Raw genomic sequence first — 22,291 nt, forward strand, 5'->3', positions numbered from 1 at the left:
CCGGCGAAAGCCTCACCGCAGGCAAGCACGGGCCAAGCATCGCGACGCCACAGCTGTCGTGCCGCCGGAGCTGATCGCCACGGTCGACGGTGGCGCCACCCGGGCACCGGTTGGCCCCAACCGACGGCATGCACCGGGGCGCGGCCCCCGCGGGTGCCGATTTGCCGTCAGCCGGAAGCATCGCCGTCGGCCGCCGTGCACAGTGGTGCCAACCGCAACAGCCCCTGGGCCTGCTCGATGCATGCCAGGCGTATGTCACGCTCCAGGTGGCGTGCCCAGCGCGTTGGGATCATGGCAGGTCCGTAGAGCGCGCCTGCGATCATGCCCGTGATGGCGCCGGTGGTGTCGGCATCGCCGCCGCGGTTGACGCAGTCGATGAGGGCCGCCTCGAAGCTGTCGGTGGCGAACAGGGCCTGCAAGACCGTCCGCAGCGTATCGACGATGAAGCCGCTCGGGTTCTCGCTGCGCTTACGTCCGTAATCGAAGATCGGCTCGGCGGCCACCAGCTCGTCGGCGATGGCCGTCAGCGCCGCCCGCTCGCCGCCGAGCATGGCCGTCTGCACCATGCGCAGCACGCAGAGGGTGCCGGCGTCCGAGGTGGGGTTGTTGTGGGTGACATGCGCCTGCGCCCGGTTGGCGGCGTCGACTTGGGCGATATCCGCGCCGATGGTGGCCAACGCCACCGGCAGACAGCGCATGCAGGCGCCGTTGCCGGCGTCGAACTCGCTCGGTTGCATGTGCGGCTCACCGGTGCGCCGGTAGGTGGCGATGCCGCGGCGCACGGTGTTGCCGATATCGATGGGCTTGCGCCGCATCCAGCCGCTGAACGCCTCGGCGGCGCCATGGGCGTCTACCCGCCCGGCGGCGAGGATGCTGCGGCCCAGGGCCAGGGCCATCTCGGTATCGTCGGTGATCTGACCACGCCGCAGCTTGAGCCAACCGCCACCGGTCATGTCGCGGTGCTGGCGGTAGGCGGCGCGGATTTCGGACGGGGTCAGAAACTCCACCGTCGCCCCCAGGGCATCACCGACGGCGAGCCCCAGGTAGGCGCCGATGGCGCGGCGCTTGACGCGGTCTCCGGTGCCGTCCGCCAGCAACAGGAGCTCAGTCCTCAGGCCCGAAACAGACATGGTAATCGCTGCAAACCTCGCAGGATGGTGCGCGGCAGGCGTAGATGCCTTCTGCCTCGCACAGCTGTTTGTACAAAAAGCGTTTCCATTTCATGTCCTTGACATTGCGTGCCGCGAGCGCCGGGAAATTGCGGCGCATGAGGGCGCTAAGATCCGTGCGCTGCCACAGGCCCAGGTCCTGCCACAGGTGATCGCTGGCCAGGCAGCCGGCGGCGACCACATGGGCCATCCAAACCTCCGATGGCGAATCGCCGGCCTTATCCATGAGCATCAGTTCGACCAGCTCGTGGCGCTCGTCGTTCCGTGTCGGGTCGAGCGGGCGACCGACGCATGGCGGCGTGTGCAGCCGCAAGCCGGGAAAGTGGTGGGCCAGCAGGCAGCCGAAGGCGGCGGGGTCCAGCCCGAGCCAGTCCGGCATCGCCCCAGCGCCGGTACAGAGGCTCGCGATCATGCATGCAAAGGCCTCGGCATTCGGCTCGCCCGTCGCATGCTGCGCCAGCTCGGCATAGCGCGCAGTGGCCCGGACGTCGTGGCCGGCGACGGCGGCGGGCGTGCGCGGCACCGGCACGCTGAGGCCGCTGCGCTTGGGCGCTGCGTCTTGCTGATCGGTGAGCTGCCGGGCTGCATGGATTGCGCTGGCGTTCATGTCGCTGACCATGGGGCTGTGCGTGTCTGAGCTGGGGCGCCGGCGGCCGGCGCCCGCTGCGCGTCAGTACTCCACCAGGATGTCTTCGTCGCGGATGATCATCTGGCAGGCGAGGCGCCATTCACTCGGCACGTCCTCGACCATGAGGCGGTCGATGTCCTCCTGGCTGAGCTTGCCAAGTGTCTTCAAGACGTCCCGCTCCTTGCGCGTGAGGTGATAGCCCATGCGTTCTTTCTTGTCGATGCCGGTGACGCGCACCAGGCAATGACCGCACTCGCCATCCTGGCAATCGAACTGCACCGGGATCTTGTGCTCTTTCGCGATCTTGAGGATGGTCTCGGTATGGCTGCCGGCGACGGCGTAGACGGTCTTGTCCTTGTAGTCGGGGTTGGAGAAGGTGACGAGGGCCATGGTTTGCTCCAGGTGTCGAGTGACCGGGTGCGCGTGTCGAGGGGCGGGAGCAGAGGCACAGGGCAACACCGTGTGACTCATGGCTCGTGCCCCGTCACGCATTTCAGGCGGGCTTCACGGAACAGTCGCCGATCACCTGCGCCTGACAGGCGAGTCGGTGGTGGCGCCCGGCCATGTTTTCGCGCAGGACCTTTTCCTCCAGCACCGATGGCTCGGTGAGATTGTTCCAGCCGTCGGTCACATGCATCATGCAGGTACCGCAGTCGCCCTCGCGGCAGCCGTAAATGATGCCGGCGCCGATTTTTTCGGAAACCTCGATGACACGGATGCCGGCCGGGACATTCACGCTCTGGCCGATGTCTTCGAAGGTGAGCGTTGCTTTTGCCATGGGTCGTCCTCTTGGATGATGGCCAATGCTGCGGCCGGTTGGTTGGGTCGTCGGGTGAGTGCCGGCGTCGGTGCGCCCCTGAGGCTCGCGGGCTGACACCGCCGCGCAGACGGTTGCCGGGTGCGTCTGTCGCCCCGGGTGTGGGCGCTCATGACAAGTCCGCGAAGTCGATGACCGGCTTAGGGCGATCCGGCTCGGCGGATGCGGGCGCACCCGCGGACACGCCGGGGAGCGCTTGCGCCAGGGCGCGTCCGAAGTCGCGGCAGTCGCTGAGCTCGGCATCGGTGGGGATCAGCTTGAGTCGCAGTCCCGCCAGCGGCACCCGGAGGTTCAGCCCCCGCAGCCGGGCCTCGAGCATGGGCACCGCCTCGCCGCTCCAGCCATAGGAGCCGAAGGCCGCGCCCACCTTGCCGCGTAAGCTCACCACCGCCAGTGACGACAGCAGATCCCAGACCGGCTTCACGGCGTCGCCGTTCACCGTCGGCGAGCCGAAGGCGATGCCATCTGCGGCCTCGATGAGGTCCACGAAGGGCCCCGGCTCACCGCCCTCCAGGTCATAGAGCGAGACGCGGATGCCGGGCACCCCCTCGGCGCCGGCGGCGATGGCCTCGGCCATACGCGCGGTGCTGCCGTAGGCGCTGAGATAGAACACCAGTAGGGTGCGCAGGGGTGCGCTGTGCGCGGGCACGGGCTCCAGCGCCTGATCGGCGCCGGAGAGCGCGCGGTAGCGCGCCACGTAACGCCGCGGGCGCTCGCGCAGGATGGGGCCGTGAGTGGGGGCGATGAGCTGCAGCGGCAGCGGCTCGATGAGCCGCAGCGCCTCCAGCACGTGCGTCTTGAACGGCCGCATAATGTGCGCGTAGTAGTACTCGAAGGCGAAGCGGAAGTCACCGACGCGGTCGTTGAAGAGCCGCCGGTCACAGTGGTGGCAGCCGAAGACGTCGCCGGAGAACAGCACCTGCTGCTCCACCAGATAGGTGCACTGGGTGTCCGGCCAGTGCAGGAAGGGCGTGTGCAGGAACCGCAGCCGCCGGTCGCCCAGGTCGATCTCATCGCCGGTGTCGGCGGTCTCGTAGCGGATCTCCTGGTCGTCCGTCTTGAGCAGGGCCTTGAGCATCGCCGGCGCGCGCTTGGAGATGACGAGCTTCGCCTGCGGCGCGCGCCGCATCAGCGTCGGCAGGGCGCCGGAGTGGTCCGGCTCCAGATGGTTCAGCACGATGACGCGGATCTCGTCGTAACGCGCCACCCGCTCCAGCCGGGCGAAGAAGTCATCGGCGAACTCGGCCTTCACCGTGTCTACCACGGCCACGCCGTCGCTGCCGCGCACGGCGTAGGCGTTATAGGTGGTGCCGTTGGCGGTGCGCAGGATCAGGTCGAAGCGGCGCAGCTGCGGATCCAGCGCGCCGATCCAATGCACACCGTCGGCGATGGGCACCGGCGCCAGACCGGCGCCGGGCGCTGCGCCGATCGGCGCCCGGCTGCTGTCGGCGGGTGTGCCGGTCATGTGCTGCTGCCTCCGCCGGCACGGGCATGCTCGGCCGGATCGACGACCGGGTCGATCATGGGGTCAACTTGTGTGCCAGTGTGCGGACCCGAGCCCCGCCTCTGGTCCTGGTCCGGTGCCGGGCGCGACCGCCGCACGGTATCGGACCGGCAGGCGGCGGCGTGGGCGTCGCAGGACGACTCCCGGCGCGCCGGGTGCTGCGTGCCGCGGGCGCAGCTGTCGAGGTCTTGCGCCGCGGTGGGCACGCCGAGGGCGGTGAGCACCGGGCCGGGCACGAAGCCGGCACAGCGCCCGCAGGGGGCGTCGATGAGCGGGCGGCGGATCAGCAGCGGCTCGGCCACCAGCAGCGCCAGGGCCGCGTCGGCATCCAGGGCATCGCGGTCGATCAGACCGTCGCGTACCCGCGGCGCGCTCGGGTTGAACCACTCGCGCACCGGCATGCCGGCGAAATAGCCCGCCAGGTCGTGTGCATCCCAGGCCGTGCGCAGCAGGTCGCGCACCTCGAGCCGATGCCCGAGGCCTACCAGGAGCTTTTTCTGGCGGGCGTTGCCGATGCAGCCCGGTTTTTCGTAGAAGACGAGTGTGCTCACCGACGGTCATCCCCTGTGGACGCATCCGGGTCGACACCGGCGCACAGGCAGAGCCACGCACCATGGCGCCGCCAGGCCCGCCGCGGCACCCAGCCGCAGCCGGCGGGGCGGGGCAGGGTGCGCTGGCGTCGCAGCAGGCGGTGTTGCGCAACCACGGCCCCGAGCACAGGCTGAAGCAGCCGCCGCAGCACCCGCCGGGGTTGCCCGCCGGCGGCGGACCCGATCCCGGCATCCGGTGCCCGGTTGGGCATCAGGAGTGTGGCGTCGAAGACCAACATGACAGTGCTCCTCTCAAGGATGGCTGCGAGGACGGCTGGCGGCGGGTCCGCTCAGCGGGCGCGGATCTCGGTCATGGCCTGCGCCAGGCGCTCCGGTGGGATGCCCGTCAGCGAGCCCGGCGGGTTCACGGCCTCGCCGGCGGCATCCAGAATGGCGCCCTCCACCGGGCAGATGCTGGCGCACTGCGCCGCGGCGTGGTCACCCTCGCACTCGGTGCAGGCGCGGGCGTCGATGCTGAAGTGGGTCACCTGCGGCGGGTCCGCGGGGCGGATGGCGTCGCTCGGGCAGAGCGGCTCGCAGGCCCAGCAGTTCACGCAGCTGTCGATGATGCGGTAGGCCATGGTGGGTCCTCGGATCTGTTGGTCTGTGTATCGGGCACCAGGTCGATGGATCACCGCCGTTGTCGTCCGCCGGTGCCGCAGGTGCGCCCGGCGCCGGCAGGTCCGACAGGGCGATGCGGTGCGCAAGGCGTGCGGTGTCCGTGCCCGGTTCGCGCTAAGCCGACAGCGCCGTGGCCGCCGGCGGTGCCGTAAGCCGCCCCGCCGCCAGCAGCTCCCGGTAGAGGGCGGCGACGGCGTCCTCGATGGGCTCCATGGCGTGCTCGCCGTTGGGCACCAGGCCGGCGGCCTCCAGGCGGTCCCAGGGCTCGATGCCGATCTTCGAGCACAGCACGCCGGTGACGCCCGCCAGGGTGCGGATGGTGTCGGCGAGCGCGTCCTCGGCCTCGCCGCAGGTGTCGCCGCCGGCGCAGTAGAGGTCCACCTTGCGCGTGCCGAGGAAGCGGACGTCGACGTCCTGATCAACGCTGGCGGCCTCGTAGACCAGGAACTCCCGGGCGTGGCCGAAGTGCTGGTTGATGACGCCGCCGCCGGTGCTGGCCACGGCGAAGCGGGCGGCCGGTGCCGCGGCCGTCGTCGACCCGGGCTGGCGCTGCTTGCGTCCGTCCAGCAGGGCGGTGATGGGGACGAAGGTCTCGCTGGGCTGATCGGGCCGTTGCTGCTGTTGCGCGCTGCGGTTAGCCTCGATGGCCGCATGCACTTCGGCGCGGCGGGCCATGGCGGCGGCATAATCGATGTCCATGGCCGCGACCTTCTCGTTGCTGAACTCCGCGCCGCGGTCCTCGCCCAGCATGCCGACGGCGTCGGCACGGCACTGGCGGCAGTGGCGCATCATGGCCATGTCGCCCGCGCACGCGTCCTGCAGCGTCTGCAGCTCGTCGTGGCTCGGCCCGCGCTGGCCCATCAGGCCGTAGAAGGTGCCGTGCTCGGGCTCGGCGATCAGCGGCATCACGTTGTGCAGGAAGGCCCCCTTGGCCTTGACCACACGGCTGACCTCTGGCAGGTGCGCGTCGTTGACGCCCGGGATCAGCACCGAGTTCACCTTCACCAGCACGCCCCGGTCGCAGAGCATCTGCAGGCCCTGCTGCTGCTGCTCGATGAGAATCTTGGCGGCCTTCACACCCTTGATGCGGCGGTTGTTCCAGAAGATCCACGGGTAGATCTTGGCGCCGATTTCCGGGTCCACGCAGTTGATGGTGATGGTGACGTGGTCGATGTTGTGCTCGCAGATCTCATCCACCAGCGCCGGCAGCGCCAGGCCGTTGGTGGACACGCAGAGCTTGATGTCCGGGGCTTTTTCTGACAATGCGCGGAAGGTGGCCAGCGTCCGCTCCGGGTTCGCCAGCGGATCACCGGGGCCGGCGATGCCGAGCACCGTCATCTGCGGAATCTCCGCCGCCACCGCCAGCGTCTTGGCCACCGCCTGTTCCGGCGTCAGCAGCTCGGAGACCACCCCCGGGCGCGACTCGTTGGAGCAGTCGTACTTGCGGTTGCAGTAGTGGCACTGGATGTTGCACGCCGGCGCCACCGCCACGTGCATACGCGCATAGTGGTGATGCGCCTCCTCTGAGAAGCACGGATGGTTGTGCACCTTGGCGCGGATGTGCTCGGGCAGATGGGCCAGCTTGTCGGCGCTGCTGCCGCAGCTGCCAGACGCGCAGCCGCTGCCGGCGGCAGGTGAGGCGGCAGGTGATTTGGGTTGATCCAGTGCTTCGAGCGCCATCGCGCGTCCCCCGTTGCAATCGGTCGTGTTCGATGCGGCACCGGCCGGCGGTGCGGGCCATGATTGGCGGTGTTTTCACGACTGAAGCAAGGGCCGTGCCTGCATGTCGCAGATTGCACAGATGTTTGTTTATGCGAAGGATTCGCGTATCAGCGGCGGTGGGCTTGTCGCAAGCGTGACAGGTGGGGAAGCCTGGATTGTCGGGTCCGGTACCGGGATCGGTTGCCCGGTTGTGGAGGCGGGTGCCGAGGTGATGCTAGCAGGTGCTGTTCGCTCGTGATCTGGCGATCCGGGGGCTGTCGACATCGAAAACCGGGCTGCACGGCACGGGATGGCGGCGGTGACCGCACGCGCCAGATATGCCGCGCCCCCGGCGTTCTTCGGTCGCCCGGCGTCGATCACCGCTTGCATGTGGTTGTTCGCTGCAGGCTGCGGGGGGGCGCCGCGTATCCGCGGGCGATGGGCTCGCTTGGGGGGCGCTCAGCGTTCACGGTGGCTTCGGAGCCGTCAGCGGGCGGGGGGCGTCGTCATCTGACGTCAGTCGTTGTCATTGGGTTTGGACAAGTTGGCGCGCAGTCGCGCCAACTCGGCCTCGGCCTCGGCGCGGGCGGCAGCTTCGCGGCGGGCCTCGGCGATGGCCAGGTCGCGCGCTCGGGAGACTGCATCGCGCTCGCGGGTGGCGGCATCGCGCTGGCGGGTGGCTTCATCGCGCTGGCGGGTGGCGGCATCGCGCTCGCCAAGAACGCTGTCGCGCTCGCGCTCGGCCTGCTCACGCGCTCGTTCGGCACGGGTCCACTCGGGCAGCACGAAGTCGCTGTAGACCGGATCGCGGCGCATGGTATCTGGGCCCGGGCGGCGGATGAGGTCGTTGACGCGAAACTGAAAGCCCGGCAGCACGCGCGAGCGTACCACGCGGTCATCACCGTGCCCTGCCGCCGGCAGCGGCGCATAGACGCCGCCCGGGGTCAGGCCATAGAAGGCGAGGTTACCGTGCTCGCGGTGCAGCACGTGATACTCGGGCACGCCGCCGGCGGCATATTCGGCTTTCTTGACCACGAGATCGCGGTGGATGTGGGCTGGCTTTTCGGTCGACAGGGCCTCGACGCAGAGATCGAACACACCGTGGTAGGAACTGTCGCGCAGGTCCAGCGGCACCGGATTGTCGTTCAGGACCACGGCGAGGTCCGGCTTGCGGATCACCGTGCCGGACGCCAACGACAGGCGGAAGCCCATTTCCAGTGCCACCACCTGGCCGATGGGCTGCTGCCGCAGGAAGTGTCGCAGCAGTTCAAGAAACCACAGATAAACCTGGAAGGTCTCGAAATCCGACACCGGCTGCTCCTCCAGACGGCCATTGTTCCACTCGTAGCTGATGCCGCCGGTGTCGTACCAGTCCTCCCAGTACGTCGCTTCGCTGACCAGGCGGCCATCGGCGGATACCGGATCGGCGTCGGCGGTGGGTTTGGCGGACGCGGGGAGATTGGTCATAGGATCGGTCTGTTGGCCCCGGGGTGTGTTTCCGAGCCTAGATGAGGTTGATCGGCGTCGCAAGGCGGTTGGGATTGGGGTGCCCGCCGGGCGCTGTGAAATGCCGCCGCGGCCGGTATGATTTGCGCTGACAGCGAATCCGTCGAACGGTGAAGAGTACCGGAGCGCATTGTCGTTACTGATAAACAACTGGCCTTGGTGTTACGCCTGCGGCGCTTGTCACCCCCTGGCTCGCTTGTCCCGTGTCGCCATGGGAATGCACGGTCAGGCGCCCCGTAACGCCGATCCCTGTCGATGGTGACAGGTATCCATCACACACACAGGAGTCTTGCTATGCAACCGCTCGCGATACTGCTCACTCTGGCGGCGGGGCTCGCGCTGCCCGGCGCCGTCGCCGCCGCCGATGCCGCCGAGGGGCTCCAGATCACGGCACCCTATGTCCGCGCGGTCCCGCCGGGGCAGCCGAACAGCGCGGCGTTCATGGAACTGACCAATCGCAGCGATGCCGATCGCGCCCTGGTCGCGGCGGCGAGCGACGCCGCCGCCGTGGTGGAGCTGCATACGCATCGCATGGAGGATGGCATGATGGTCATGCGCCAAGTGGCACAGATCGATCTGCCCGCCGGTGTGCCCGTGGTGCTGGCGCCGGGCGGGCTGCATGTGATGCTGATCGGGCTGAAACAGCAACTGCAGCCCGGCGACGCGGTCGAGCTCACCCTGGTGCTGGACGACGGTGAGCAGGTGTCTGTGACGGCGCCGGTCCAGGCGGTGCAGCCGCCGATGCACGGTCATCAGCACCAGCATTAGCCAGGACGGCTGCGGTTGGCGCCGGGGTTGCCGCCCCGGTTGCCGCCGCCGCCGCTGCTCTCCGCGGCCGCTTCCCCCCCTGCGGCCCTCTGCCCCGAGCCCCGCCTGACTCCGCCTTGCCTCGGTCGCCGCCGACGCCTGCGGCCAGGCGAGGGCCCGCCGCCCCTCACCCATCGCCGGCTCGGCCCCGGGCCAGCGTGTGCTGAGATGCCGAGCAGCCCAGCACGTCCGGGTGGCGACACGCGCGCTGATGTTTGATCACTAATTTACCGAGTGCTAATGTAGCGGCATCCGGTCGAATCGCCTGCGCACCCGGTGACATCACACCCGGCTGGCCCGCATCCGTTTGCTCCGCACACGGCCGGGCGCGGCTCGCAGCCCTGGTCCGGGGCGTCGGGATCGCGATCGATCATCAAACGATAGGAGTGGATACATGCATGGCAACATGAGTGAACAGGCCTTAACCGACGGGCATCGGGACAGCGTCGATGCCCACGCTTTGCCCATCGCCAACGTGGCGCCGTCGGCACCCTGGCAGTGGCTGCGACGGGGCTGGGAGACGCTGTGGCGCACGCCCCTGGTGAGTGCCTTCTATGGCGGGCTGTGCGCGGCCGCCGGGCTCGGCGCGGTGATGACGAGTCAGGCGATGCCGGGGCTCACGGTCAAGTTCGTCATCGGGCTGCTGATGCTGGGGCCGTTCTTGGCGGCGGGTCTGTATGTCACGGCGCGGCGCAGCCTGGCGGGTGATCGCACTGGCATCGGCCGCAGCCTGGCGCTGGACGCCTCGCGCCGCTCCAGCCTGGCGCTGTTCGGGCTGGTGCTGGTGATGGTGGTGGCGTTCTGGCTGATGGCCACGGCGGTGCTGTTCGCGCTCAAGGTCACCACGGTGGCGCCCACGGCCTACACCGGGTTCCTCGGCGGCGGGCTGCAGCATCCGCTCATGCTGCTGTTCACCCTGGGCAGCGGCGCGTTGTTGGCCGCGGCGGTGTTCGCCTCGAGCATCGTCGCGGTACCGCTCATCGTCGATCGCGATGCGGGCCCCATCGCTGCAGTACAGGCCAGCTGGCGGGCGGTCACGGCCAACGCCAGGCCCATGCTGCTGTGGGCGGGCATCATCGTCGGGCTGATGCTGCTCGGCACCGCGACGGCCTTCGTCGGCATGTTGCTGATCTTCCCATGGCTGGGCTACGCGAGTTGGCATGCCTATCGGGAGCTGATTCCGGCGGCCTGAGCGCAACGGCTTTCGCATCCACCGGCGTCTGGTCATCCGCGCCGACCACCCTGCCATTTCGGGACTTTTCAGCCAGCGCGGCGGGGTTGCCCTGATACCGGATCGGTCGCTCAGCCTTGATGCTGGAGGCCAGTCCAGTTTCATCAGCGGTAGCGATGCGCAGCGTTCAAACGACGACGATCGCCGGTCAGCGATTCGTTTTCACCAAGCATAGTCCGAGCGGGGCCGCGTCGGACCTGGCCCTGGTCCTGTTCAACGGTGGCCAGGTGCCCAGGGATGGTCATGCGGGCCTGAACGTGCGGCTCGCCGATACCGCCGCGGCGTGCGGGTTGAGCGCCTACCGGGTGGATCTGCCCGGTTTGGGCGACGCGCCGGGGCCCTTGCCCACGACGGCGGCCGAGTTCTGGCATGCCAATGCCCTCGGCCTGCAGACCGAGGCCGCGCTGCAGGTGTTGTCGCACCTGCAAGCGCAGGCGCCGCACCAGCGGTTGCTCGTCGGTGGTCTCTGCGGCGCCGCCAACAATGCGCTGTTCTGTGCCGCCCGGCGGCCGGGCCTGATTCAGGGTCTGGTGCTGATCGAGCCGGAGTTGTTCTTTGGGGCCGCCCCCGGTTCCGCTGCCGCCGAGCGCACACCCGAGCGCGCCCATGCCTGGTTACCCAAGCTCTGCTCGCGCCAGGCCTGGTTGCGGCTGCTGACCTCCGAGAACCGATATACCCGCAGCCGGCCCGTGTTGCGCCGGCTGCTGATGGCGATGGCCCCTCGCGCCGTGCTGCTCGGCGGCAGCACCAACGGCCCTCTCGCCGAGGCGTTCGCGAGCGCCTGCCACGCCGGCCTGCCCATGCTGTGCATTTTGGCGCTGGACGGTCGGCGTGCGCTGCATGTGGAACGCGTCGAGCGGACCCTCATCCCCCGACGCGCCCGGGCCCTGCTCGATAAGGAGATGCTGGCGGGGACCAACCATGTGCTCACCGAAGGTGGCGCCATCGAGCGCTGCGCGCATGCCCTCGAGCGCTGGCTCAGCCGGCGCTGGAGCTCGCCTGGGCCTGTGCCCGGTGCCAGCGCCCAACGCGTCTGACCGGCGAGCTTCGGGACGGGGTCGCCCGTCGGCCCGAGATGCCTGAGAGCCGAGCCTGAGAATCATCAGCCCGACAGTCAGAGGAGTCCGGCAGGCATGCTTGTGCATGAACCCTTCGAGACCACCGCGCGTCACCAAGCGCACAAGATTGCGCTGGTTGCGGGCGCTGCGCGCCATACCTACGGCGCCCTTGCGACACGCGCCGACGCGCTCGCCGCCACCCTGGCGCGGCATGGCGTGGTGCGCGGCGACCGGGTGCTGCTGGTGACCCGCAACAGCACCGAGATGGTGATCGCCATCTACGCGACGCTGAAGGTCGGCGCGATCTTCTCGCCCGTGGGTCCCAATCTCAAGGCGGCCAAGCTGGGTTATATCCTCAACGACTGCCGCCCCACCTGCGTGATCGTCGATGGCGGCACCGCCAGCTGTGAGCTGGCCAAGGTCGGCAGCCTCGCCGGCGTGCGTCTGCTGGTCGTTGTGGGGGCGATCGGTGCCCGCGCGCCGCAGGCCGGGGCAACCTTAGCGTTCTCCGAGGCGGTGGCTGATGCGGCCGCCGACTTCAGGCGCCCGGCGAGCATCGATCAGGATCTGGCGGCGATTATCTACACCTCGGGATCCACCGGTGATCCCAAGGGCGTGATGCTCTCGCACTTGAACATGCTCAGCGCCGCCAACGCGGTCACCAGCTACCTGGGCCTGGCTTCGAGTGACAGCATTTTCTGCGCGCTGCCGCTGTCGTTCGACTATGGGCTGTACCAGATTCTGATGGCCTTCCAGCTCGGTGCCCGGGTCGTCCTGGAGCCCTCCTTCGCCTTTCCCGTGCAGGCCCTTGAGGTCATGGAGCGCGAGGGCGTCACCGTCTTTCCTGGCGTTCCGACCATGTTTGCGCTGCTCATGGCGCTTGAGAATCTCGGTGATTTTCGCCTCGAGCGGCTGCGGATCATGACCAACACGGCCGCAGCGCTGCCGCTTGCGCATATCGAGGCGATTAGGCAGCAGTTCCCCCAGGCCAGGCTCTTTTCCATGTACGGCCTGACCGAATGCAAACGCGTCTCCTACCTGCCGCCGGAGGCCCTGGCCCATCGTCCGGGCAGCGTCGGCCGCGGCATGCCCAATCAGGAAGTGTATCTGATCGATGCGCACGGACGCCGGTTGCCGCCGGGCAGCACGGGCGAATTGGTCGTGCGCGGCAGCAATGTCATGCGCGGTTACTGGGGCAAAGCCCGGGAGAGCGCCGAGTGCCTGCGTCCCGGACCCTACCCCGGCGAGTCGGTGCTGCACACCGGTGACATCTTTCGCATGGACGCGGAGGGCTATTTGTATTTCGTCGGTCGCAAAGACGACATGATCAAAAGCCGCGGTGAAAAGGTGTCTCCCCGTGAGATCGAAAACGTTCTGCATGACATCGACGGTGTGCTCGAGGCCGCCGTCATCGGGGTGCCGGACCCGGTGCTCGGCGAGGCCATCCAGGCCTATCTGATCTTGAAGCCCGGTGCCCGCCAGCGCCCGGGTGACATCCTGTCGATCTGCCGCAGTCGCCTGGAGCCTTTCATGGTGCCCCAGGCGGTGGCGATCGTGGACGCGCTGCCGAAGAGTGAGAACGGTAAGGTCGACAAGAAGGTGTTGGGGCAAAGCGCCATGGACGGCGCATCGGTGGCGGCCGCCGGGCACTTGGGGGAGGAGTGATCCCGCGCCGCGCGAAATGCCGACGGACGCGCCGGGGAGTGCCCCGATAACATCCGCGCCCGACCCGTCATAGAGTGTGCGTCACAAGACCTCGGCGGTGAGTCCAGTGTTGGCATCGCCGTATCGCTGAATCTCCTGACAGCATCAAGGTTGGACCATGTGTGGCATCGCTGGCGTAGTGGATTTCCAACGCGGCGCACCGCAGGCGCGGTTGCTCGAGCGCATGGCGGCCCGCATGGCGCACCGGGGCCCCGATGACTGCGGTGTCTGGCATGGCGGTGACGTGGCGCTATCACATACGCGCCTGGCCATCGTCGACCCCCAGCACGGTGCGCAGCCCATGCACACCGGGGACGGCCGCCTGAGCGTCAGCTTCAACGGTGAAATCTTCAATCATCGGGAGTTGCGGGCCCTGCTGGAAAAACAGGGCCGTCCGTTTCGTACCCATCACTGCGACACCGAAGTGGTGCTGCAGGCCTACGCGCATTGGGGCGAGGGGTGTTTCGAGCGTTTCAACGGCCAATGGGCAATCGCACTCTGGGATGCCGACCGACGACGGCTGCTGCTCTCGCGTGATCGCTTCGGCATCTGCCCCTTGCATTACACGCAGGCCGGCTCAGCCTGGGTCTTCGCATCCGAGGCCAAGGCACTCTTCTGTCATCCGGCGGTGGCGCCCGCCGTGGATGTCGATGCGGTGTGCGACATCCTCAGGTTCTGGACCCCGCTGCCGGGTCACACGGCCTTCAGGAACGTCAGCGAGCTGGAGCCCGGCTGCTGCCTCGCCATCGAGCCGCAGGGCGTGCGGCATTGGCGTTATTGGCAGTTGGACTATCGACCGGACTACGGCCGTCGGGATCTGGACTGGAGTGAGGAGTTGCGGGCGCTGCTCAGCGATGCGGTGCGGTTGCGGCTGCAGGCGGATGTGCCCCTGGGTCTGTATCTCTCCGGCGGACTCGACTCCTCGGTGGTCGGTGCGCTGGCCGATCAGCTCCTGTCCGCGCGCGGAGACGCGCAGCGGCTGAGCCTGTTCTCCGTCCAGTTCGATGAGCAGGACGTCGACGAGCGCCACTTCCAGCATGGCATGGCGCAGCGGCTGGGTCGCCAGCCGCACGCCCTGGCTTGTGCCAATGCTGCCATCGGCCAGCACTTGATCCAGGCGGTGCGGCATACCGAAAGGCCGCTGTTTCGCACCGCGGCGGTGCCGCTGTTTCTCCTCTCACGCCGGGTCCGGGCGCATGACCACAAGGTGGTGCTGACCGGCGAGGGCGCGGACGAGGTGTTCGGTGGCTACGACCTGTTCAAAGAGGCCAAGCTGCGCCGCTTCGTGGCGCGCCAGCCGGGCTCGAAGCGCCGGCCCCTGCTGTTGCGCCGACTCTATCCCTACCTGCCGCATTTACAGACGCAGTCGCCTGAGTACCTGCACGCCTATTTCCAGGTGGATTCGGATCATCTCGATGACCCGTTCTTCAGCCACCGTCCCCGCTGGCGCAACAACGCCCGTCTGGAGCGCTTCCTGAGCCCGGAGGTCAGGCACTCGCAACGCCAGCGCGACCCCCTGGCGGAGCTGGCCGCGTGGCTGCCGCAGCGGTTCTCGGACTGGGACTATTTCGAGCGCGCCCAGTACCTCGAGACCACGATGCTGCTGCCCGGCTACATCCTGTCGTCGCAGGGCGATCGCGTCGCCATGGCCCACGGCGTGGAGACCCGTCCGGTGTTCCTGGACCATCGACTGGCGGCGCTCGCCGCGCGCATGCCGGCCGAAGTCAAGATGCGCGTGCTCGACGAAAAGCACGTGCTGAAACAGGCGGCGGGTGATCTGGTCACGCCGCAGGTGTTGCGGCGACCGAAGCAGCCCTACCGGGCGCCCGAGTCCGTGTGCTTCCGCGGGCCCGACGGCGACCTTGCGGAGCCGCTCGCCGAATTGCTGCGGCCGGCGTCGATCCGGCGGCACGGCTTGTTCGATCCGGATGCGGTGAGCCGGCTGCTCAGTAAGGCGCGGACGGCTCCCCTGCGCAGCTTCACCGACAACGCCGCGCTCGTGTTCATCCTCTCGACCCAGGCCTTGCTGCAGGAGTTCGTCCCCGGGTCATCATCGCAATGATTGCCGCCGCTGGCGGTTTCACCAAGGGCCCACAATCACTGGAGGTGCATCGATGGATTATTTGTCCAAAGACATACGTGCGTTCATTGAGGAAAATTTTCTCTTTGGCGGATCCGCCGAGGACATCAGCGATGATGGCTCCCTCATCGCCGAGGGTATTCTCGACTCCGCCGGTGTGCTCGAGCTCGTCGCCTTTCTGGAGGGCACCTACGGCATCCAGGTGGCGGACTCGGAGCTGTTGCCCACCAACCTCGATTCCATCAACCGGATCGCTCATTATGTGGTCCGCAAGCAGGCCTGTCTGCAGGCAGCCAGGGTGGCATGATGAATCGGCTCGATCAGCTCCTGGCCATCGATGCGGATGCCGAAATCGCGCGGATCGGGAAGGTTATCCGCCGGCAACTGGCCCAGCACCTGCGCAAGCGCGGCGCCGTGGTCGGCCTGTCCGGTGGCATCGACTCCAGCGTCACCGCGGCTTTGTGTGTGGAGGCACTCGGTCCCGGGCGCGTGCTCCTGCTGCTCATGCCCGAGGGCGACGCCGCCGCGTCGACGGAATCCCTGGCGCTGGGCCAATCCTTCGCCGAGGCCTTGGGCGCGCACTGGGTGGTTGAAGACATCAGCGCGCCACTCGCCGCAAGCGGCTGCTATCGCCGGCGCGACGCGGCCATCCGCCAGTTCTGGCCCGACTACGAGCCGCACTGGCGATTCAAGATTCTGCCCTCGGATCCGCTGGCCGGCGACCGACTGCGCAGTTTCCGGCTGATCGCCGAGGATGGGAGCGGCCGGGCGCGGGCCTGCAGGCTGTCAGCGGCTGACTATCAGGCCATCGTCGCGGCGATGAACTTCAAACAGCGCACGCGCAAGATGCTGGAGTACTACCACGCCGACCGCCTCAATTATGCCGTGGCCGGTACGCCGAACCGCCTCGAGTACGATCAGGGCTTTTTTGTCAAAAACGGCGACGGCGCCGCCGACTTCAAGCCCATCGCGCATCTCTATAAGACCCAGGTCTATGCACTGGCGGAGCGGCTCGGCATTCCGCGCGTCATTATCGATCGGGAGCCCACCACCGACACCTATTCTTTGCCACAGGGACAGGACGAGTTCTACTTTTCGCTGCCGCTGAAACAAATGGACCAGTGCCTGTGCGCGCTCGATCACGGCCTGTCGGCGGCGGAGGTCGCACGCGCGACGGGACTTGCGCCTGATGTCCTGGAGCGGGTCTTCCGGGATCTGACCGCAAAGCGCCGTGCAACACGCTACGGGCACATGCCGCCGCTGCTGGTGGAGGCGGTGCCATCCATCGCCGCCGGGTCGACGCCGGGACAGGGCGAGCGCCATGCTTGAGCCCGGCACTGCGGCCGACACGCTGCTGGCCATGCCGCCGCCGGCCGCCGCCGAGATCCACGATTATCTGGCACACCGCGGCGAACAGCTCTACGTCGTGCACCACCGCACCCAAGAGCCGCCGCGCGCGCAGGCCTTATTCTGTTCGCCGTTCGCCCTCGAGCGCACTTTGGCCTACACAACCCTGGTGCGTTTTGCGCGCCATCTGGCCCATCGGGGCATCGAAGTCATCCGCTTCGATTATCGTGGCACGGGTGAAAGCAGCGGCCGCTGCGAGCACTTCGACTTCGCGCACTGGGCGGACGACACGGCGACCGTGTTCGAGGCCACGCGCACCGATGCATCGCCGCCGCGGATCCTGTTCGGTCTGCGTTTCGGTGCCCTGATGGCGTCCCGGCTGTTCGCCGACGGGCACGGCGACGGGCTGCTGGCCTGGGGGCCGTTCGCGGATGCGCGCAGCATGCTCCACGAGTTGCTGCGGCACAAAGTCGTGGGCCAGGCCTTGCAGGGCGGGCAGGCCGGTCCCGGCGCCGATCGCGAGGCTTTCATCGCGCAATGGCTGCGCGAGGGCGTGCTCGAAGTGGATGGCCACCGTTGGGGTAAGGCCTTGTGGACGCAGTCGTCCGACCTGGTCTTCGCCGGGCGCGAGCCCGGTGATTCCAGACCCAGACTGATACTCGCCTTCGACCGGCGACCGGGGCACGGCGCCTGGGGCGCGGCAGAGAGCGCGGTGGTCGCCATCCCCAGGCCACCTTTCTGGCATTACGACCCGAGGTTGCTGCCAGACCTGGGCGACCTGCTGCGGCGCAGCTTCGCCTTCGTCGAGACCGCGCTCAGCGTGCGCGGCGACGGCGTCACGGATGCCGCCGGGCCCTGAGTCTGCAACCTGATGTGTGCCGCCGTCGAGCGCCATATCAGCGCCGCAGGAGCTTGTGTCAATCACCCCGCAATCGACGCCGAAACGCAACCAGCGCGGGCGGCGGTGACGATCGCCACCGCCGCACCAGCGCCTTCTCGAGCTCCACGATGAACAGCACCGAGGCGGCGACCAGCACGATGCGCAGCCACACGCCGGCATCGATGGCGGCGGTGCCGAACAGGGCCTGCAGCGGTGGCAGGTAGGTGAAGGCGAGCTGGAACAGGAGCAGCAGTCCCACCGCGTAGAGCACGTAGCGGTTGCCGAGCAGTCCCCGGCGGTTCAGCACCGATGCAGTCATGTAGCGGGAGTTGAACAGATAGAAGATCTCGAACATCACCAGGGTGTTCACGGCCACGGTGCGGGCCTGCTCGATGGGCGCGCTCAGGGATTGCTCCCACAGGAAGAGGCCGAAGGTGCCGGCGGTGAGGATCAGCGAGACATAGGCGATGCGCCACAGGAACAGCGGCGTCAGCACCGCTTGGCGGGCGTTGCGCGGCGGTCGGCGCATCACCCCCGGCTCCGGCGGCTCGAAGGCCAGCGCCAGCGCCAGGGTGACGGCGGTGATCATGTTCACCCACAGGATCTGCACCGGCGTCAGCGGGAACTGGTGGAAACCGAACAGGATGGCGCCCAGCACCACCAGGGCCTCGCCGCCGTTGGTGGGCAGGATGAACAGCATCGCCTTGCGCAGGTTGTCGTAGACGGTGCGGCCTTCCTCGACGGCGTTGGCGATGGAGGCGAAGTTGTCGTCCGCCAGCACCATTTCCGCCGCCTCCTTGGCCGCCTCGGTGCCATTGATGCCCATGGCGATGCCGACGTCGGCGCGCTTCAGGGCCGGGGCATCGTTGACGCCATCCCCGGTCATGGCCACCACCTCGCCCCCCTGCTGGAGCAGTTGCACCAGGCGCAGCTTGTGCTCCGGCGTGACCCGGGCGTAGACGTCCACCTGCTGCGCGCGTTGGCGCAGCGTGGCATCGTCCAGCGCATCCAGCTCGGCGCCGCGCAGCGCCTCGTGCGGGTTGGTCAGCCCCACCTGCCGGGCGATGGCGCGGGCGGTGGCCGCATGGTCGCCGGTGATCATCTTCACGCGGATGCCGGCATCGCGGCAGGTGCGCACGGCGGCAATGACTTCCTCCCGCGGCGGGTCCATGAGCCCGAACAGCCCGAGCAGGGTGAGATCGGCGTCGACATCGGCGAAGTCCAGCTCCGAGCGGTGCGGCTCGGCGGGCTTCACCGCCACCGCCAGTACCCGCTGGCCGGCCGCCGCCATGGCCTCCATGCGCGTGTCCCAAGCCGTGCGCGCCAGCGGCGCATCGCCGTCTGCGCTGCGCTGGGTCGCGCACCTGTCGAGCAGCGCCTCTGGCGCGCCCTTGACGTAGATGAAGGATGCGCCGGTATGGCTGTGGTGCAGCGTCGCCATAAACTTGTGGCCGGACTCGAAGGGGATCAGGTCCGTGCGCGGGTAGCGCTTGGCCAGTGCCTCCAGATCCAGCCCCGCCTTCAGCGCCGCCACCAGCAACGCACCTTCCATGGGATCGCCGTGCAGACGCCAGGCATCGGCCTCGGCGTGCTCCAGCGTCGCGTCGTTGCACAACGCCGCCGCGCGCAGGATCTCGGTGAGCCGGGTGTCCTCCTGCGGGCGCAGCAGCGCAGCGCCGTCGTGCATGAAGGCGCCGTGGGGATCGTAGCCGGTGCCGGTGAGCGTGAAGGCCCGCTCGCCGGTATCGACGGCGGCGACGGTCATGGCATTGCGGGTCAGGGTGCCGGTCTTATCGGAGCAGATGACGCCGACGGTGCCGAGGGTCTCCACCGCCGGCAGCCGGCGGATGATGGCATTGCGGGCGGCCATGCGTTGCACGCCGATGGCCAGCGTGATGGTCATAATCGCCGGCAGGCCCTCCGGGATGGCCGCCACCGCCAGGCCCACCGAGGCCAGGAACATCTCCGCGGCGGTATAGCTGCGCACCAGGACGCCGAAGCCGAAGCTCACCGTCGCCAGCACCAGGATGGCGGCCGTGAGCCAGCGCCCGAACTGGGCCATTTGCCGCAGCAGCGGCGTGGTCAGCTGCTCCACATTGGCGACCAGGGTGCTGATGCGGCCGATTTCCGTGCTCGCGCCGGTGGCGGCGACGATGCCGGTGCCCTGGCCGTGGGTGACCAGGGTGCCGGAGTAGGCCATGCAGCGCCGGTCCGCCAGCGGCGTCTCCGCCGCCAGTGCAGCCACCGCCTTGTCCACCGGCACGGATTCACCGGTGAGCGCGGCCTCCTCGATCTGCAGGCCCTTGGCACGCAGCAGGCGCAGGTCCGCGGGGACTTTGTCGCCGGACTGCAGTTGCACCAGATCGCCGGGGACCAACGCCGCGGCGTCCACCGTCACCAGCCGGCCGTTGCGCCAGACCATGGCGTGGGGCGAGAGCATGCTGCGGATGGCCTTGAGCGCATCCTCGGCCTTGCCTTCCTGCACGAAGCCGATGGCCGCGTTGATGAGCACCACGCCGAAGATCACGCCGGCGTCCAGCCAATGCTGGAGCAGGGCCGTCACCATGCCCGCGGCCAGCAGTACGTAGATGAGCACGTTGTGGAACTGCGCCAGAAAGCGCAGCCACGGGCCGCGGGTCTTGCCCTCCGGCAGGCGGTTGGGGCCATGGGTCGCCAGACGCTGCTCGGCCTCGTGCGGGCTTAGGCCCTCCGGGCCGCCGCCGAGTCGGTCGAGCGCATCTTCCGCGCCCAGGTGATGCCAGGCGGGCCCAACCGACGGTTGCTGCTTGGTCGCCGGCACACGCTGCGCACGGCGATTGCCCCAGCCCACGAAGCCACCGATGATGACGAATGCCACCACCGCCAGCAGCCCGACGACCCATTCCAGGGCGATGATGTCGAAGATCAGGATATCGCTTTCGCGCATGACGCCTCCCCTACTGTAAGCCTCCACGTCAAACTTAAGATACCGGTGCGCAGCCGGCGTGCTCACCACCGCCGCCCGATCAGCGCCGGCCGCGGGCTTGTGCTGACGGTGAGGGTGATCAGCCCGCGCCACGACCCTGGTCAATGGACGCGTCCCGCGCCGTCGTCTCGGCATGGGCCGGCACCGATCATGTCACGGGTACCGCCCATTGACCCAGCGCAGCCAAAACGCTGGTTGCCGTCTGCCCCCGTCGCAAGCCTTTGATCCCGCCGCAGCCGCGCCCGCCTGCGGCATTGACGCCTCCGTGTCAGCTGTCTATTTTGGTTGACACCAAATCATGACAAGCGCGTCTGACAGGGGCTCCCGCGCCTGCGAAAACGCGTATTGCGCCCAGTCCCATCAGTGGTCCCAACAGCGCGGAGGCATGGCCGATGGACGCCCTACAACGCATCGAGCAGGCCCTCGCGGCGGCCCTCAGCCTGGGCCTCGCCGACGATGGCCCACCCAAGCTCGCCCGCGCCGTGCGCCACGCGGTGCAGACGCCGGGCTCGCGCGCCCGCCCGCGGCTGCTGTTGGCGGTGGCGGACGCCTGCGGTGACGATGTGCCGGCGGTATCCGATGCCGCGGCGGCCTCGCTGGAGCTGCTGCATTGCGCCTCACTGGTGCACGACGATATGCCCGTCTTCGACGACGCCGACACCCGCCGCGGCGCGCCGACGGTGCACCGGCTGTTCGCGCAGCATGGTGAGCAACTGGCGCTGCTTACCGGTGATGGGCTCATCGTGCTGGCGTTTGAGAACCTCGCCTGGCACACCCGCGGGCACCCGCAGCGGCTCGGGCCGCTCACCCTGATCATCGCGCGCGCCGTCGGAGTCGGCCACGGCATCGTCGCCGGCCAGGCCTGGGAGTGCGAGACGGATGTGGATCTGACCCAGTACCACCGGCAGAAGACGGCCGCGCTCTTCTCGGCGGCCACCGCGGCCGGTGCTGCCGCCGCCGGCGTGGAGCCGGCCCCCTGGTGCAGCCTCGGCGAGCATCTGGGGCTGGCATATCAGGTGGCGGACGATCTGCGCGACGTCGCTGGCGATGCCGCGGCGCTCGGCAAGCCCATCGGCCAGGACGCCACCCACGCGCGCCCGAGCGCCGTCAGCCAGCTCGGCATCGACGGTGCCATCGCCAGGCTCGAAGACCTGCTGACGGCGGCCGTCGATGCCATCCCAGACTGCCCGGGTCGCGCCAAGCTGGCCGCCATGGCACAGGCGGAAATGGAGCGTCTGCTGCCGGCGCAGCTGCGCGCAGCGTCCCGAGTCGCCAGGCCCTAGCACCTCCAACAACGAGGACCCAAGCCCTGTGGAGCTTCCTTTTCTCGACCGCTGGCGCGCCTGGCGCGATGCCAAGCTCGCGAGTCCTGCCTTTCAGCGCTGGGCGGCGGACTTTCCACTCACCCGCGGCGAGGCCGCCCGCCGTGCCCGCGGCCTGTTCGACATCACCGCCGGCTTCGTCTATTCACAGATCCTGTTCGCGCTGGTGGAGCTGGAGCTGTTCGACAAGCTGGCGGACAAGCCCCGCACCGCCGCCGACCTGGCGCCGGAGATGGGGATGGACATGGCCGCCGCAGACCGCCTGCTGCGCGCCGGCGTCGCCGTCGATCTGCTGGAGCGCCGCGGCAAGGATGCGGCCGGTACCGTTCGCTACGGTCTCGGTAAGCTCGGCATCGCCATG

21 protein-coding genes are annotated in these 22,291 nt (G+C 68.6%); 10 read left to right on the top strand and 11 right to left on the bottom strand.

Annotation, left to right across the window (positions count from 1 at the left end; translation table 11 throughout):
* Positions 1-167: 167 nt before the first annotated feature.
* The 10 genes from draG to QZ588_RS04305 all read right to left on the bottom strand — a co-directional run bounded on the left by draG (position 168) and on the right by QZ588_RS04305 (position 8,497).
* Positions 168-1,130, bottom strand: coding sequence for an ADP-ribosyl-[dinitrogen reductase] hydrolase (gene draG / locus QZ588_RS04260; protein ID WP_295540262.1), 963 nt, complete (start codon positions 1,128-1,130; stop codon positions 168-170).
* Positions 1,105-1,776: a nitrogen fixation protein NifQ gene (locus QZ588_RS04265; protein ID WP_295540264.1), complete on the bottom strand. Its 672-nt coding sequence runs from the start codon at positions 1,774-1,776 to the stop codon at positions 1,105-1,107. Before QZ588_RS04265 ends, draG begins: the two co-directional genes overlap by 26 nt.
* Positions 1,777-1,839: 63 nt before the next feature.
* The gene (locus QZ588_RS04270; protein WP_295540266.1) at positions 1,840-2,187 is read right to left on the bottom strand and encodes a 2Fe-2S iron-sulfur cluster binding domain-containing protein; all 348 of its coding nucleotides are present in this window, start codon (positions 2,185-2,187) and stop codon (positions 1,840-1,842) included.
* 103 nt (positions 2,188-2,290) lie between these two features.
* A complete protein-coding gene (locus tag QZ588_RS04275) occupies positions 2,291-2,575 on the bottom strand; it encodes a 2Fe-2S iron-sulfur cluster binding domain-containing protein (protein WP_295540267.1) in 285 nt (94 codons plus the stop codon).
* A 148-nt stretch (positions 2,576-2,723) separates the two neighbouring features.
* Positions 2,724-4,079 (bottom strand): FprA family A-type flavoprotein, encoded by a 1,356-nt coding sequence (locus QZ588_RS04280; protein WP_295540268.1) that lies wholly within the window; start codon positions 4,077-4,079, stop codon positions 2,724-2,726.
* Positions 4,076-4,669 carry an ArsC/Spx/MgsR family protein gene (locus QZ588_RS04285; protein WP_295540269.1) on the bottom strand — a complete coding sequence of 198 codons (594 nt, stop codon included), beginning with the start codon at positions 4,667-4,669 and terminating at the stop codon, positions 4,076-4,078. Before QZ588_RS04285 ends, QZ588_RS04280 begins: the two co-directional genes overlap by 4 nt.
* Positions 4,666-4,947, bottom strand: coding sequence for a hypothetical protein (locus QZ588_RS04290; protein ID WP_295540270.1), 282 nt, complete (start codon positions 4,945-4,947; stop codon positions 4,666-4,668). Before QZ588_RS04290 ends, QZ588_RS04285 begins: the two co-directional genes overlap by 4 nt.
* A gap of 51 nt (positions 4,948-4,998) precedes the next feature.
* Positions 4,999-5,289 (bottom strand): 4Fe-4S dicluster domain-containing protein, encoded by a 291-nt coding sequence (locus tag QZ588_RS04295; RefSeq protein ID WP_295540272.1) that lies wholly within the window; start codon positions 5,287-5,289, stop codon positions 4,999-5,001.
* Positions 5,290-5,443: 154 nt separating this feature from the next.
* Entirely contained in the window at positions 5,444-7,009 is a 1,566-nt protein-coding gene (nifB, locus tag QZ588_RS04300; RefSeq protein WP_295540273.1) for a nitrogenase cofactor biosynthesis protein NifB, read from the bottom strand.
* 537 nt (positions 7,010-7,546) lie between these two features.
* Complete coding sequence (locus QZ588_RS04305; RefSeq protein WP_295540274.1) at positions 7,547-8,497, bottom strand: Uma2 family endonuclease; 951 nt, start codon at positions 8,495-8,497, stop codon at positions 7,547-7,549.
* Between the two features lie 333 nt (positions 8,498-8,830).
* Here QZ588_RS04305 and QZ588_RS04310 point away from each other — a divergent pair, with 333 nt between their 5' ends.
* The 8 genes from QZ588_RS04310 (at position 8,831) to QZ588_RS04345 (ending at position 17,622) form a co-directional block, all read left to right on the top strand.
* The gene (locus tag QZ588_RS04310) at positions 8,831-9,304 is read left to right on the top strand and encodes a copper chaperone PCu(A)C (protein ID WP_295540276.1); all 474 of its coding nucleotides are present in this window, start codon (positions 8,831-8,833) and stop codon (positions 9,302-9,304) included.
* Between the two features lie 445 nt (positions 9,305-9,749).
* A complete protein-coding gene (locus tag QZ588_RS04315) occupies positions 9,750-10,535 on the top strand; it encodes a DUF2189 domain-containing protein (protein ID WP_295540278.1) in 786 nt (261 codons plus the stop codon).
* 155 nt (positions 10,536-10,690) lie between these two features.
* The gene (locus tag QZ588_RS04320) at positions 10,691-11,611 is read left to right on the top strand and encodes a hypothetical protein (RefSeq protein ID WP_295540280.1); all 921 of its coding nucleotides are present in this window, start codon (positions 10,691-10,693) and stop codon (positions 11,609-11,611) included.
* Between the two features lie 96 nt (positions 11,612-11,707).
* Entirely contained in the window at positions 11,708-13,297 is a 1,590-nt protein-coding gene (locus QZ588_RS04325) for a class I adenylate-forming enzyme family protein (protein ID WP_295540282.1), read from the top strand.
* Between the two features lie 157 nt (positions 13,298-13,454).
* On the top strand, positions 13,455-15,398 hold the full coding sequence (asnB, locus tag QZ588_RS04330; protein ID WP_295540284.1) for an asparagine synthase (glutamine-hydrolyzing): 1,944 nt from the start codon (positions 13,455-13,457) through the stop codon (positions 15,396-15,398).
* Between the two features lie 52 nt (positions 15,399-15,450).
* Positions 15,451-15,723, top strand: a complete 273-nt coding sequence (locus tag QZ588_RS04335) for an acyl carrier protein (protein WP_295540286.1) — start codon at positions 15,451-15,453, stop codon at positions 15,721-15,723.
* Positions 15,720-16,745 (top strand): NAD(+) synthase, encoded by a 1,026-nt coding sequence (gene nadE / locus QZ588_RS04340; RefSeq protein ID WP_295540288.1) that lies wholly within the window; start codon positions 15,720-15,722, stop codon positions 16,743-16,745. The genes QZ588_RS04335 and nadE overlap by 4 nt, the downstream gene beginning before the upstream one ends.
* Positions 16,738-17,622, top strand: a complete 885-nt coding sequence (locus QZ588_RS04345) for an alpha/beta hydrolase (RefSeq protein WP_295540290.1) — start codon at positions 16,738-16,740, stop codon at positions 17,620-17,622. Before nadE ends, QZ588_RS04345 begins: the two co-directional genes overlap by 8 nt.
* A 58-nt stretch (positions 17,623-17,680) precedes the next feature.
* Here the strand turns inward: QZ588_RS04345 and QZ588_RS04350 are convergent, their stop codons facing one another.
* Positions 17,681-20,569 (bottom strand): cation-transporting P-type ATPase, encoded by a 2,889-nt coding sequence (locus QZ588_RS04350; protein ID WP_295540292.1) that lies wholly within the window; start codon positions 20,567-20,569, stop codon positions 17,681-17,683.
* A gap of 431 nt (positions 20,570-21,000) precedes the next feature.
* On the opposite strand from QZ588_RS04350, the gene QZ588_RS04355 reads away from it, so the two are divergent.
* Complete coding sequence (locus QZ588_RS04355; protein ID WP_295540293.1) at positions 21,001-21,891, top strand: polyprenyl synthetase family protein; 891 nt, start codon at positions 21,001-21,003, stop codon at positions 21,889-21,891.
* A gap of 28 nt (positions 21,892-21,919) precedes the next feature.
* Positions 21,920-22,291 (top strand): methyltransferase dimerization domain-containing protein (locus tag QZ588_RS04360; protein WP_295540294.1); only part of this gene is annotated, 372 nt, incomplete at its 3' end.

The sequence above is a fragment of the uncultured Thiohalocapsa sp. genome, assembly GCF_913062725.1.
GTDB lineage: Bacteria > Pseudomonadota > Gammaproteobacteria > Chromatiales > Chromatiaceae > Thiohalocapsa.

Bases quoted from the DNA above. Each gene is read 5' to 3' on its own strand.
- QZ588_RS04355 (WP_295540293.1), top strand. From the start codon at position 21,001: ATGGACGCCCTACAACGCATCGAGCAGGCCCTCGCGGCGGCCCTCAGC.
- QZ588_RS04290 (WP_295540270.1), bottom strand. From the start codon at position 4,947: ATGTTGGTCTTCGACGCCACACTCCTGATGCCCAACCGGGCACCGGAT.
- QZ588_RS04315 (WP_295540278.1), top strand. From the start codon at position 9,750: ATGAGTGAACAGGCCTTAACCGACGGGCATCGGGACAGCGTCGATGCC.
- QZ588_RS04350 (WP_295540292.1), bottom strand. From the start codon at position 20,569: ATGCGCGAAAGCGATATCCTGATCTTCGACATCATCGCCCTGGAATGG.
- draG (WP_295540262.1), bottom strand. From the start codon at position 1,130: ATGTCTGTTTCGGGCCTGAGGACTGAGCTCCTGTTGCTGGCGGACGGC.
- asnB (WP_295540284.1), top strand. From the start codon at position 13,455: ATGTGTGGCATCGCTGGCGTAGTGGATTTCCAACGCGGCGCACCGCAG.
- QZ588_RS04305 (WP_295540274.1), bottom strand. From the start codon at position 8,497: ATGACCAATCTCCCCGCGTCCGCCAAACCCACCGCCGACGCCGATCCG.
- QZ588_RS04280 (WP_295540268.1), bottom strand. From the start codon at position 4,079: ATGACCGGCACACCCGCCGACAGCAGCCGGGCGCCGATCGGCGCAGCG.
- nadE (WP_295540288.1), top strand. From the start codon at position 15,720: ATGATGAATCGGCTCGATCAGCTCCTGGCCATCGATGCGGATGCCGAA.
- QZ588_RS04345 (WP_295540290.1), top strand. From the start codon at position 16,738: ATGCTTGAGCCCGGCACTGCGGCCGACACGCTGCTGGCCATGCCGCCG.
- QZ588_RS04320 (WP_295540280.1), top strand. From the start codon at position 10,691: ATGCGCAGCGTTCAAACGACGACGATCGCCGGTCAGCGATTCGTTTTC.
- QZ588_RS04265 (WP_295540264.1), bottom strand. From the start codon at position 1,776: ATGAACGCCAGCGCAATCCATGCAGCCCGGCAGCTCACCGATCAGCAA.
- QZ588_RS04325 (WP_295540282.1), top strand. From the start codon at position 11,708: ATGCTTGTGCATGAACCCTTCGAGACCACCGCGCGTCACCAAGCGCAC.
- QZ588_RS04275 (WP_295540267.1), bottom strand. From the start codon at position 2,575: ATGGCAAAAGCAACGCTCACCTTCGAAGACATCGGCCAGAGCGTGAAT.
- QZ588_RS04270 (WP_295540266.1), bottom strand. From the start codon at position 2,187: ATGGCCCTCGTCACCTTCTCCAACCCCGACTACAAGGACAAGACCGTC.
- QZ588_RS04335 (WP_295540286.1), top strand. From the start codon at position 15,451: ATGGATTATTTGTCCAAAGACATACGTGCGTTCATTGAGGAAAATTTT.
- QZ588_RS04310 (WP_295540276.1), top strand. From the start codon at position 8,831: ATGCAACCGCTCGCGATACTGCTCACTCTGGCGGCGGGGCTCGCGCTG.
- nifB (WP_295540273.1), bottom strand. From the start codon at position 7,009: ATGGCGCTCGAAGCACTGGATCAACCCAAATCACCTGCCGCCTCACCT.
- QZ588_RS04295 (WP_295540272.1), bottom strand. From the start codon at position 5,289: ATGGCCTACCGCATCATCGACAGCTGCGTGAACTGCTGGGCCTGCGAG.